Genomic DNA, 11957 nt, shown 5'->3' on the forward strand with positions numbered 1-11957 from the left:
GGCCGGCCCGGGTGTGGACGTCACCGGTGGGCATCGCAACGCACGCCGGGTACGCGCCGACGGCTGCCTGGGGCCAGGCGGCGCGCCGCTCTCCGGCAGAACGGGCCGTGCGGACCGGAGTGATCCGATCGTGTCGCGGTCCGTGCCGAAGGATATCGGGTGCGAAGAGCTTGGCGCAGGTCACTACCATGTGCACCCAAGACAACCGTTCGACCGGCCCGTTGCACACGTGCCGGTCGGGGTCGCCGATGCCAGGGACCGCTCCCCGGGTTGCGGTGATCTTCCTGTCCAGGAGGACCTTCCGCATGTTCCGACGAATAGGCGCCGCTGTCGTCCGACATCCCGTCTGGACGATCGTGGCATGGCTGATCGCCGCGGTGGCGATCGTCGCCACCGCCCCCAGCCTGCCCTCCAACAGCGACGAGAGCAGTTTCCTGCCCAAGAGTTACGAGTCCATCCAGGCTGCGGATCTGCAGCAGAAGGCGTTCCCCAGCGCCTTCACGCCGTCCGCGATCGCGCTGTACCAGCGCACCGACGGCGGCAAGCTGACCGCCCACGACTTGAAGGACGTCGCCCGGATCACGTCCGAGCTGGGCGGCAAGCACATCGACCAGGTGCAGAAGGTGGTCCCCGGCCCACCGTCCAAGGACGGCAGGTACACCATGACCCTGGTCCAGATGGACAGCAAGAACGCCGGCCAGCCCAAACAGGCCGACGCCGCCAAGGTGTTGCGTGACGACGCCAAGCAACTCGCCAAGGGCACCCACCTCGACGTCAAGCTCGGCGGCTCCGCCGCCCAGGCCCTCGACCAGCAGGACTCCTCCAAGCGAGGCCAGGCGCTGATCGGCATCGGCACCTTCGTCATCATCCTGGTGACCCTGCTGATCATCTTCCGGGCGCCGATCCTGGCCGTCCTGCCCCTGATCCTGATCGGACTGGTGTCCGCCGTCGCCAACGGCCTGATCGCCTACGCCACCAAGCTCTTCGACCTCCAGGCCAACAGCTCGATCTCGTCGATCCTCATCGTCGTGCTCTTCGGCGTGGGCACGGACTACTTCCTGTTCCTGATGTTCCGCTACCGCGAACGGCTACGGGCGGGCGACGAGTCCAAGCAGGCCATGGTCAACGCGGTCGGCCGGGTCGGCGAGGCCATCGCCTCGGCCGCCGGAGCGGTCATCATCGCCTTCCTCGCGCTGGTGCTGTCCACGCTGGGCTTCCTGAAGCAGATGGGCCCGGCGCTCGCCATCGCGGTCGCGGCCACCCTGGTCGCGGGCCTGACCCTGATCCCGGCCGTGGTCTCGCTGATCGGCCCGAAGGTCTTCTGGCCGTCCAAGTCGTGGCAGCGGGAGCCGGAGAACGCCCGGTTCGCCGCCCTGGGCCGCGGCGTGCAGCGTCGCCCGGCGCTCACCGCCGTGGCGTCCGGCCTGGTCCTGATCGCGCTGTCGCTCGGCACGCTCGGCTACCACGCCACCTTCGACCTGGCGTCGGGCTCGATGCCCAAGACCAAGGAGTCCATGGTCGTCCAGGACGAGATGCAGAAGGCGTACTCGGCGGGCGCCGCCGCCCCCACCGACGTCTACCTCTCCAGCACCGACGGCAAGCCGCTGGACAAGGCCGCCTTCGGCAGTTACGCGCAGAAGCTCGGCGCGGTGGACGGCGTCGCCAGTGCCCGCATGGCCCAGCTCAACAAGGCCGGCACCACCGCGGACTTCACCGTCACGCTCAAGTACGAGGCGTCGACGGACAAGGCGATCGACGCGGTGCAGCGGGTGCGCGACGTCGCGCACGCCGACGCGCCCGACGGCACCAAGGCCCTGGTGGGCGGGATGTCCTCGATCTACAAGGACATCGACACGGCGGTCAACCACGACTACCGCACGGTCTTCCCCGTCGCCGCCCTCCTCATCATGGTCATCCTGGGCCTGCTGCTGCGCAGCGTGGTCGCCCCCTGGTACCTGATCGCCTCGGTGGGCCTCGGCTTCGGCGCCACTCTCGGTGCCACCGTGTGGATCTTCCAGAAGGCCGAGGGGCACTCCGGCCTGATGTTCATGCTCCCGGTGATCATGTATCTCTTCGTGGTCGCCATCGGCACGGACTACAACATCCTCATGATCGCCCGGCTCCGGGAGGAGGCCCGCGAGGGCAGGGAACCGCGCGAGGCGGCCGGCATGGCTCTCCGGCACGCCGGCCCGACCGTGGCCGCGGCCGGCTTCATCCTGGCGGCGACCTTCGCCACGATGATGCTGGCGGGCAACTCGCTGCTCACGGAGATGGGTTTCGCGGTGTCCTTCGGCATCGCGATCGCCGCCTTCGTCATGGCGATGTTCTTCACCCCGAGCCTCACCGCGCTCATCGGCCACGCGGCGTGGTGGCCGGGCCACGGCGACCGCGCGGAGCAGGTGCCGGCCGGCCCCGCCGAGTCGATCGGCTCCGGGCCGGTCACGGCCACCGAGGACCGTGACGCGTCCGCCCAGGACACGGCGGGCCGCAGCCGCTGACGCCACCGGACGAGGAGTCCTGCCGGACCGCACGGCGCCGGCGGGACTCCTCCGTTCTCCTGCGGCGCGTCAACCACCGCCTCGTATCAGGGGGTTGGGCCGGCGCGGACCGAAGCCGCCATGGGCTGCCGCGGGACCTCTCGGAGCGGCCCCGGCCGTCACCCGCGCGCCTGCATGGTGCATGATCTCTCCGGTCCGTGCGCCGATCGCGCGCGAGGGTGACGTCGAAGCACCGCAGGGGGGAATCGGGGATGAAGCGTCGATGGGTGAAGGTCCTGGCGGTCGCGGTGGTGGTCCTGGCCGTACTGTTCACCGTGGCCGATCGCGTCGCCGTGCACTACGCCGACAAGGAGGTGGCCCAGCTCGCCGCCGAGAAGTACGGCCACCGCAACACGACGGACGGGAACCTGGACGTGTCGATCAAGGGCTTCCCGTTCCTGACCCAGGCGTTCGGCCAGAACTTCGACCACGTCGAGCTGTCGGCGAGCCGGTTCACGATCGACACCACGAACAACGCGCAGGGCGGCTATCTGAACGTCCGGCAACTCCGTCTCGACCTGCGCGGGGTGACGGTCGCCTCGCTGACCGCACGCAGTGCCGAGGCGAACCTGGCCACCGGCACGCTCACGCTGTCGTACGACGAACTCTCCGGCGTGGTCTCGCGGTTGGCCGGCAACGGGGGGCCGATCAAGATCTCACAGGCGCCGGGATCGAAGGGGCAGTCCGCACGCGTCAAGGTCACGGGCGCGGTCGGCGGGCGGCAGCTGGACAGCATCGGCACGCTCCTGGCTCAGGGCGACGAGATCTCCCTGACCGTCCCCGGCGTCGACCGGGCCAAGGCCGAGTGGCGGGTCGGTCTGCCGGAGAACGTCGGCTTCACCTCGGCCCGCGCCACCGCCGACGGCGTACGCATCGACATGGTCGGTCACCTGGTGAATCTCGGCTCGTCGCGCTTCAGCCGCTGACCCCCTGGTTTTTGAACGCGTTCAAACGAGGGGTAGGCTTGTCCCCACCAACGCTGGAGGGGGCTCGATGCGCGTAGTGCTGCCCGGGGGAACCGGACAGGTGGGCACGGTCCTGGACCGTGCGCTGACGGCGGCGGGCCACGAGGTCCGCGTGCTGACCAGGCGCCCGCGGCGGGAGCGCGACATCGGCTGGGACGGGGCCACGCTCGGACGCTGGGCCGAGGCGGTCGACGGCTGCGACGTCGTGGTCAACCTGGCCGGACGCAGCGTCTCCTGCCGCTACACCCCCGAGAACCTGCGGGACATGATGGACTCCCGGGTGGACTCCGCGCGGGTGATCGGCGAGGCGATCGCCGCCGCCGCGCGGCCACCGCGCGTCTGGCTCCAGATGAGCACCGCCACGATCTACGCCCATCGCTTCGACGCCCCGAACGACGAGGCGACGGGCGTGATCGGCGGCTCCGAGACCGGGGTGCCGGACTACTGGGCCTACAGCGTCGAGATCGCCAGGAACTGGGAGCGCGCGCAGGCCGAGGCGCGGACGCCCGCCACGCGGAAGGTGGCACTGCGCGCGGCGATGGTCATGAGCCCCGATCGCGGCGGGGTCTTCGACATCCTGCAGTGGCTGGTCCGGCTGGGGCTGGGCGGTCCGGTCGCCGGCGGGGCGCAGTACGTCTCCTGGATCCACGACGCCGACTTCGTGCGCGCCGTGGAGTTCCTCATCGCCCGGGACGACATCGAGGGACCGGTGAACCTCGCCTCGCCCGGCCCCCTTCCACAGCGGGAGTTCATGCGGACGCTGCGCGTCGCCCGCGGCGTGCCGGTCGGGCTGCCGGCGACGCGCCGGATGGCGGAGCTGGGGGCGCTCACGCTGCGCTCGGACACGGAGCTGCTGTTCAAGAGCCGCCGCGTGGTGCCGGGCCGGCTGTGCGAGGCCGGATTCGAGTTCGTCCACCCCGGCTGGGAGGGCGCCGCCGCGGACCTCGTCCGGCGCTCCAGGACGGCACGGGCGGACCGGGCGGCGGAGCGCTGACGGCGACGTTTCGGCCGAGTTCAGGACGGGGACCCGGGGCGGCATGGTGCACAGCATCGCGCGTGGCTGCGCCGCCGGGGCCGCCGGCGCCACGGCGCTGAACGCCATGACCTACGCGGACATGGCGCTGCGCGGCCGGTCCCCGAGCAGCGCCCCCGAGAGCGTGGTGGACAGGGCCACGGAGAAGGCGGGCCATCCGGTCCCGGACTCGGACGGCCGGGACAACCGGCTCACCGGCCTCGGGGCGTTGTCGGGCATCGCCGTCGGCGTCGGCACGGGCGTCGCCGTGTCGCTGATCCACCGAGCCGGCGTACGCGCACCCCTCTGGCTGGGAGGTTCGGTCACCGGTGCCCTGGCGATGGTCCTGACCGACGCCCCGATCGCCGGTCTCGGGGTCAGCGACCCCCGCACGTGGTCGGCCGCCGACTGGACCGCGGACGCGCTCCCGCACCTGGTCTACGGCCTGGTCACGTACGGGATGATCGCCTCCGGGGACCGGCACCGCCGAGCCCCCCGGAGGCCGGCCGTCAAAGGCTCAGCACCAGGGTGGCCATCATGGTGACGCCGGCACAGACGGCCAGCGCCAGGCCCACGCAGCGCCGCCGCAGTCTGCGGTAGCGGTTCTCGTACTCGGCCCGCAGGGACACGCACCGGGCCGCGATGCGCTCCAGGTCCTGGCGGGCGCGGCGCAGGCTGTCCGCGATGTACTGCTGCTCGATCTCCGCTCGCTGTGCGGTCGTCAGCCACTCCATCGGCCGGACGAACTCCTGCGCGCGCTGCTCGGCCTCCGCGACCCTGGCCTGCCACAGCAGGTAGCCCTCCACCTCGTGTGCGAGATCCCTGCCGGTTCTCTGTCTCGTCGGTTCGCTCACCGCTGTCCTCGGTCGGTCAGTGCACGCCGTGGGCCTCGGCCTCGGCCAGCGCGATGTCGGGGTGGTGGAGGTCGAACGCCGGGGACTCGGAGCGGATCCGCGGCAGGGTGACGAAGTTGTGGCGGGGCGGCGGGCAGGAGGTCGCCCACTCCAGGGAGCGGCCGTAGCCCCACGGGTCGTCGACGCCGACCGGCTTGCCGTACTTGGCCGTCTTCCACACGTTGTAGAGGAACGGCAGCATCGACAGGCCCAGCAGGAACGAGCCGATGGTCGACACCGTGTTCAGGGCGGTGAAGCCGTCGGCCGCCAGGTAGTCGGCGTAGCGTCGCGGCATGCCCTCGGCACCGAGCCAGTGCTGGACCAGGAACGTGGTGTGGAAGCCGACGAACAGCGTCCAGAAGGTGATCTTGCCGAGACGCTCGTCCAGCATCTTGCCGGTCATCTTCGGCCACCAGAAGTGGAAGCCGGAGAACATAGCGAAGACGACCGTGCCGAAGACCACGTAGTGGAAGTGCGCCACCACGAAGTACGAGTCGGAGACGTGGAAGTCCATCGGAGGCGAGGCCAGCAGGACACCGGTCAGGCCGCCGAAGAGGAAGGTGACGAGGAAGCCCGTCGCCCAGAGCATCGGCGTCTCGAAGGAGAGCGACCCCTTCCACATGGTGCCGATCCAGTTGAAGAACTTCACACCGGTCGGCACGGCGATCAGGAAGGACATGAACGAGAAGAACGGCAGCAGGACGCCACCGGTGACGAACATGTGGTGCGCCCACACCGTCACGGACAGGCCGGCGATCGAGATGGTCGCGGCGATCAGGCCCATGTAGCCGAACATCGGCTTGCGGGAGAACGCGGGAATGACCTCCGAGACGATGCCGAAGAACGGCAGCGCGATGATGTACACCTCGGGATGGCCGAAGAACCAGAAGAGGTGCTGCCACAGCAACGCGCCGCCGTTGGCCGCATCGAAGACGTGGGCTCCGAACTGTCGGTCCGCCTCCAGCACCAGGAGCGCACCCGCCAGCACCGGGAAGGCCAGCAGGACCAGCACGGCGGTCAGCAGCACGTTCCAGGTGAAGATCGGCATGCGGAACATGGTCATGCCGGGAGCCCGCATGCAGATGATCGTGGTGATGAAGTTGACCGAGCCGAGGATGGTGCCGAAGCCGGAGAAGGCCAGGCCCATGATCCACCAGTCGCTGCCGACGCCCGGTGAGAACACCGAGCTGTTCAGCGGCGAGTAGGCGAACCAGCCGAAGTCGGCCGCGCCCTGCGGGGTGAGGAAGCCGGCCACCGCGATGAGCGAGCCGAACAGGTACAGCCAGTAGGCGAACATGTTCAGCCGCGGGAAGGCGACGTCGGGCGCGCCGATCTGCAGCGGCATGATCCAGTTCGTGAAGCCGGCGAACAGCGGCGTCGCGAACATCAGCAGCATCACGGTGCCGTGCATCGTGAACAGCTGGTTGTACTGCTCCTTGGAGATGATCTGCAGGCCGGGGCGGGCCAGCTCGGCGCGGATGATGAGGGCCATCAGGCCGCCGACCAGGAAGAAGGCGAACGACGTCGTCAGATACAGCGTGCCGATCGTCTTGTGGTCGGTGGTCGTCAGCCACTTCACCACGACATTGCCGGGCTCCTTGCGCCTGACCCGGATTTCGCTGTCGTAGGTGTCGGCCGGCCCCTTGGGCTCGTTCAGAATGCTCACAGGTCGTCTGTCTCCCGGGCTCGCGGTTCGCCCATGTCAGTCATCCGCCATCCTTGCGGCGCGGAGGCGGCGCCGACGCCCGCAGCGGCCGAGACACGGCCGATCGCATGACGGACACACCCGAATGGAGCAGTCGCGTGCCGTTCCGGACCCGGCGCACCGGCGGGTCGGTCGCGTGCCGTCAGGGAGAGTGGTTGGCGAACGTCACCAGATAGGCGCCGTAGCACAGGGACACGGCGGTCAGGGCCGCGCCCACCGCCAGGAACCGCGCGGGCCGGGTGCGCCACGCCCGTGCGAGGGCGCGGGCCGGCGCAATGAGCAGCGGGAACGCCGGCAGCAGGAAGCGGGGCTTGGACTCGAAGGGGCCCGAGACCGCCACGACCGGCAGCAGCAGGGCGGCCGTGTAGATCACCAGCGGCAGCGGCGCCCGGTCCAGGCAGAGCAGACAGAACGCCAGGATGCCCGCGGCGACGGTCACCAGGGCGACGGGGTAGACGACACCGCCGTCGTACAGCGGCAGCGACCACAGGAAGTGCAAGGTCCCGGAGCCGAAGTCGAAGCGCGACTGCCAGGCGCTCTGCACCTGGAAGTAGCCGTGCAGAAGGTCGCCGGTGCGGTGCCCCACCCACAGCAGATAACCCGTCCAGCCCAGCGGGGCCAGGCAGGCCCCGGCCCACAGGGCGGGGGAGACGCGGCCTCGGTGGCATACGACCTCCCAGGCCGCCGCGCCGACGACGGCAGCGGCCGCGGCGATGCCGTTCGGCCGGGACAGGCCCGCCAGCCCGGCCAGGACGCCGGCCGGCAGCCAGCGGTCCCGGAGCACGGCGTGGAGGGACCACACCGCGAGCGCGGTGAAGAGGGGCTCGGTGTAGGCGAGGGAGAGCACGATCGAGTGCGGCAGCGCCGCCCACAGGGCGACCATGGCGGTGGCGACGGCACGGCCGTGGAAACCGTGGCCGATCGCGTAGACGCCGAGCGCGGCCAGCGCGGAGGCGAGCCAGGAGATCAGCAGGGCGGCCTCGGCGGGGGAGAGCGGCAGCAGCGCGGCCGAGGCCCGGATGAGCTCCGGGTACAGGGGGAAGAACGCCCAGTCGGTCTGGACGGTACCGGTCGGTGAGATGTGCAGCCGGGTGCCGTAGCCGTGGGTCGCGATGTGCAGGTACCAGACCGAGTCCCAGGTGTGAGCGAGCCCTTTGAGCATCGAGTGACCGCTGAGCCGGTCCACCGTGACGACCACGGCCGCGCCGGCCAGCCGGACGGCCGCGAAGAGGGCGAGCGCCGGCAGGGCGCCGGGCGGGCACGCCCACCGCCCGCGCCCGCTCAGGGCCCAGGTGCCGGGCCGCTCGTGGGCGGAGGAGTCACGACGCTGCGGGGAGAACGTACTCACGCTCCGACCTTGATCGCCCCCGCGCGCCCACGCAATGGGGCCACGCCGGTCCTTGCAGGCGCCGGCCCGCGGATGCGCCCGGACGGGAGCGGCGATCAGGACGTTCTGTCTGCCTTTCTTGATATCGGCACCCTTTTGGTGCGGCCGGTCGGAACACGGCGGGCTCGCGGCACACCCGCCGTTTCGCGCCGGAGCGGGAGGGGAACCCGGCGCCGGACCCTGGCGGAGAACCGGGGAGGGAGGCGCTGTGGCCGACATCGACGAGATCCGTATCCGTGACGAAGCCCTGCCCCTGAACGGTCCGGCCTCGCTGGACCCGCTGCTCGACCGCGTCGGCGACGCCCGCTACGTGCTCCTGGGCGAGGCGTCCCACGGCACCGCCGACTACCACCAGGTCCGCGATGCGCTGACGCGCCGGCTGATCGAGGAGAAGGGCTTCTCGATCGTGGCGGTGGAGGGCGACTGGCCCGACGGCCTGGCCGTGCACCGCTCGGTCGTCGGGGTGCCGGGCGCGCCCGAGGACCCCGGGGAGGTGCTGGCCGGCTTCCGGCGCTGGCCGGCCTGGCTGTGGGGAAACACCGACGTCGCCACCTTCACCCGATGGCTGCGCCGGTACAACGAGAGGCGGCCCGCCGGGCAGCGGGTCGGCTTCTTCGGCCTGGACGTCTACAGCCTGTGGGAGTCGCTGCACGCGGTCCTCGGCCATCTGCGCGAGCACGACCCCGGCCGCGTCGAGAGCGCCCTGGAGGCCTACCGCTCCCTGGAGCCGTACGCCGAGGACCCGCACTCCTACGCGCCGGCCCTCCGGCTCGCGCCCGAGGGCTGCGAGCCGGAGGTGCTGAACCTGCTCACCCGGCTGCGGCGGCGGGCCGCCGAGGCCGCCGTGCCCGGCGGGCACCTGGCGGAGTTCGCCGCCCGGCAGAACGCCGAGGTGCTGGCCGGCGCCGAGCACTACTACCGGGCCCTGCTCGACGGCGGGCCCGAGTCCTGGAACATCCGCGACCGCCACATGGCCGAGACGCTGGACCGGCTGATGGCGTACCACGGTTCCGGCGCCAAGGCGGTGGTGTGGGCGCACAACACCCACGTCGGGGACGCCCGCGCGACCGAGATGGCCGACACCGGCATGGTCAGCCTGGGCCAGCTGGCCCGGGAACGCCACACGGACGACGGCGTGGTGCTGGTCGGCTTCGGCTCGTACACCGGCACCGTCGTCGCCGCGGACCGATGGGGCGACACGCCCCGCGTCATGGACGTCCCGCCCGCGCACTCCGGCAGCCTGGAGGACCTGCTCCACCGTTCGCTGCCCGGGGAGCGCGCGCTCTTCGTCTTCCCGCACGTGCAGCTCCAGCAGCCCGATGCCGCGCAGCCGGCCTGGTTCCACCAGGAGCGCGGGCACCGCGCGATCGGCGTCGTGTACCGGCCGCAGTTCGAGCAGGTCGCCAACTACGTGCCGACCGTGCTGGCGCAGCGCTACGACGCGTTCTGCCACCTCGACCACACGCACGCCCTCACGCCGCTGCGGCCGCTGCCCGTCGAGAGTCCGCGGGAGCAGGCGTGGCCCGTGGGCGTGTGAGGGCGACAGGGCAGACCGGAAGGGGCATGGCCGCGCGGGCCGTCCCCGCTGCCCCGACAGGCGTCCCGGGTGCCGACCGCGCACCCTGGAGTGAGCACTCCGTGGAGTCGCCCCGGGGCGACAGGGGCCGCGGGCAGGAACGCGCGGCCGTCCGCGGACCTACAGCGCAGGAGGTCACCGTGCAGCTGGCGGAATTTCTGACCCGAGTCCGTGACCGCGGCGAGTACCGGAGTCAGGAGGAGGCCGAGCACGTCAGCACGGCCGTGCTGTGGACGCTCGCCACGCGGATCACACAGGAGGAGGCCGACGAACTGGCGGCTCAGCTGCCTTCCCCGCTGGACGAGGCGCTGCACCTGGACAGGGGCTGCTGCGAGTCCTTCGACCGCGAGGAGTTCCTGCGGCGCGTGGCCCAGCAGACCGGCGCGCGCCCGCGCACCGCGGAGTGGGACGCGAGCGCCGTGCTGTGCACCCTCGCCGACGCGGTGTCCGGCGGTCAGGTCGACGAGCTGCTGGCACAGCTGCCGAACAGCTACGCCGAGCTGTTCGGCAGGGCGGACCTGAGCTGACCGCGACCGCGCCGCCGGTTCTCGCGGACGGCGCCGTCACGCCGGTTCCCGCGCGTGCTCCCGCCAGGAGCGCAGCCTCTCGTCGCACCACCGCCTGGCCGTGTCGGCGACCTCCTCCAGGGCACCGGGCTCCTCGAAGAGATGGCCGGCGCCCGGGACGATGTGCAGGGCGTGCGACGCCCGCAGCTGCCGTGCCGCCTCCTCGTTCAGGCTCAGCACCTCATGGTCGTGGCCGCCGACGATGAGCAGCACCGGTGCCCGCACCCGCTCCGCGGCGTCGCCCGCGAGATCGGGCCGCCCGCCGCGCGACACCACGGTCAGCACGCGGTCCGGCCGCTCGGCCGCGGCCGCCAGCGCGGCGGCGGCACCCGTACTGGCGCCGAACAGGATGACGGGGATGTCCCGGGTGTCGGGCTGGACCGCCAGCCAGTCGATCGCGGCCACCAGCCGACGGCCGAGGAGCGGAATGTCGAAGCGGTGCTCGGCGGTCAGCGCGTCATGCCGCTCCTCCCGCTCGCTGAGCAGGTCGAGCAGGAGCGTGCCGAACCCTGCCGTGCGCAGCTCGGCGGCCACCATCCGGTTGCGCGCGCTGTGCCGGGAGCTGCCGCTGCCGTGTGCGAACAGGACCACCGCCCGCGCCGGTGCCGGGACGACGAAGTCGCCGTGGAGCGCGGCGTCGGGCGTCCGCAGGAGAACCATCTGGGAGATCATCGGCACCAACTTCTTCCACGTCGCCCGGTCTGCCGACGGCCACCGGCCCGGATGTCCCCCACCGCGTACCCACCATTCCCGTGCGAACCCGCCCGCACCGTCACCACCTGCGGCCCGGCCGGTCGGGCTCCGCCGGTCGGGCCCCGGTGGCCGGCCCCGCTGGCCGGGCGGTCGTGGCATCGTGGCGGGTATGGCGAGGGAAGCGGACATGGCCGTGCTGGTCGGGCTGCAGGCGTCCGGCAAGTCCACCTTCTGCGCGCAGGTCCTCGCCCACCGGTACGAGCTGGTCGGCAAGGACCTGTTCCCGCGCAGTGCGCGGAACAAGCAGCGGCGGCAGATGCGGCTCGTGGAGGCGCACCTGGTGGCCGGGCGCCCGGTGGCCGTGGACAACACCAACCCGTCGCCGCAGGAGTGGGGGCCGCTGGTGGAACTGGCCCACTCCCTCTCCGCGAGGGTGACGGCGTACTGGTTCCCGCCGGACGCGGCCGGCTCGCTGCGGCGCAACGCCGCCCGCCAGGGCCGTGACCGCGTCCCGGACGCCGGCGTCCTGGCCACGCTGAAGCGGCTGCGCAGGCCGTCGCCGGCGGACGGGTTCGACGAGGTCCGCGAGGTGCGGTTCGACGGCCGGGGCGGCTTCGAGGTGC

Annotated in this window: 11 protein-coding genes; 7 read left to right on the top strand and 4 right to left on the bottom strand. The window is 71.7% G+C overall.

From position 1 onward, the window contains the following. Positions 1-305: 305 nt before the first annotated feature. The 4 genes from ACLU3S_RS17625 (at position 306) to ACLU3S_RS17640 (ending at position 5058) form a co-directional block, all read left to right on the top strand. The gene (locus ACLU3S_RS17625; protein ID WP_413952825.1) at positions 306-2498 is read left to right on the top strand and encodes an MMPL family transporter; all 2193 of its coding nucleotides are present in this window, start codon (positions 306-308) and stop codon (positions 2496-2498) included. A 251-nt stretch (positions 2499-2749) separates the two neighbouring features. Further along, positions 2750-3463, top strand: a complete 714-nt coding sequence (locus ACLU3S_RS17630) for a DUF2993 domain-containing protein (protein WP_413952826.1) — start codon at positions 2750-2752, stop codon at positions 3461-3463. Between the two features lie 67 nt (positions 3464-3530). Next, positions 3531-4496, top strand: coding sequence for an epimerase (locus tag ACLU3S_RS17635; RefSeq protein WP_413952827.1), 966 nt, complete (start codon positions 3531-3533; stop codon positions 4494-4496). 43 nt (positions 4497-4539) lie between these two features. Beyond that, positions 4540-5058, top strand: coding sequence for a hypothetical protein (locus ACLU3S_RS17640; protein ID WP_413952828.1), 519 nt, complete (start codon positions 4540-4542; stop codon positions 5056-5058). On the opposite strand, the gene ACLU3S_RS17645 is transcribed toward ACLU3S_RS17640, so the two are convergent. From ACLU3S_RS17645 to ACLU3S_RS17655, 3 genes are all read right to left on the bottom strand, one after another. Next, the gene (locus tag ACLU3S_RS17645; protein WP_413952829.1) at positions 5024-5368 is read right to left on the bottom strand and encodes a cytochrome C oxidase subunit I; all 345 of its coding nucleotides are present in this window, start codon (positions 5366-5368) and stop codon (positions 5024-5026) included. The two genes, ACLU3S_RS17640 and ACLU3S_RS17645, sit on opposite strands and share 35 nt — an antisense overlap. A gap of 16 nt (positions 5369-5384) precedes the next feature. Further along, positions 5385-7073 (bottom strand): cytochrome c oxidase subunit I, encoded by a 1689-nt coding sequence (gene ctaD, locus ACLU3S_RS17650; protein ID WP_413952830.1) that lies wholly within the window; start codon positions 7071-7073, stop codon positions 5385-5387. A 181-nt stretch (positions 7074-7254) separates the two neighbouring features. Next, the gene (locus tag ACLU3S_RS17655; protein WP_413952831.1) at positions 7255-8460 is read right to left on the bottom strand and encodes a hypothetical protein; all 1206 of its coding nucleotides are present in this window, start codon (positions 8458-8460) and stop codon (positions 7255-7257) included. Positions 8461-8707: 247 nt separating this feature from the next. Here ACLU3S_RS17655 and ACLU3S_RS17660 point away from each other — a divergent pair, with 247 nt between their 5' ends. Both ACLU3S_RS17660 and ACLU3S_RS17665 read left to right on the top strand, forming a co-directional pair. Then, positions 8708-10036 carry an erythromycin esterase family protein gene (locus tag ACLU3S_RS17660; protein ID WP_413952832.1) on the top strand — a complete coding sequence of 443 codons (1329 nt, stop codon included), beginning with the start codon at positions 8708-8710 and terminating at the stop codon, positions 10034-10036. Positions 10037-10215: 179 nt separating this feature from the next. Then, the gene (locus ACLU3S_RS17665; protein ID WP_413952833.1) at positions 10216-10602 is read left to right on the top strand and encodes a DUF2267 domain-containing protein; all 387 of its coding nucleotides are present in this window, start codon (positions 10216-10218) and stop codon (positions 10600-10602) included. Positions 10603-10638: 36 nt separating this feature from the next. Here the strand turns inward: ACLU3S_RS17665 and ACLU3S_RS17670 are convergent, their stop codons facing one another. Continuing rightward, the gene (locus ACLU3S_RS17670; RefSeq protein WP_413952834.1) at positions 10639-11313 is read right to left on the bottom strand and encodes a dienelactone hydrolase family protein; all 675 of its coding nucleotides are present in this window, start codon (positions 11311-11313) and stop codon (positions 10639-10641) included. Between the two features lie 190 nt (positions 11314-11503). Between ACLU3S_RS17670 and ACLU3S_RS17675 the strand changes: the two genes are divergently transcribed. Continuing rightward, a partial coding sequence (locus tag ACLU3S_RS17675; RefSeq protein ID WP_413952835.1) for an AAA family ATPase occupies positions 11504-11957 on the top strand: 454 nt, incomplete at its 3' end.

Source organism: Streptomyces sp. AF1A, assembly GCF_047340315.1.
Lineage (GTDB): Bacteria > Actinomycetota > Actinomycetes > Streptomycetales > Streptomycetaceae > Streptomyces.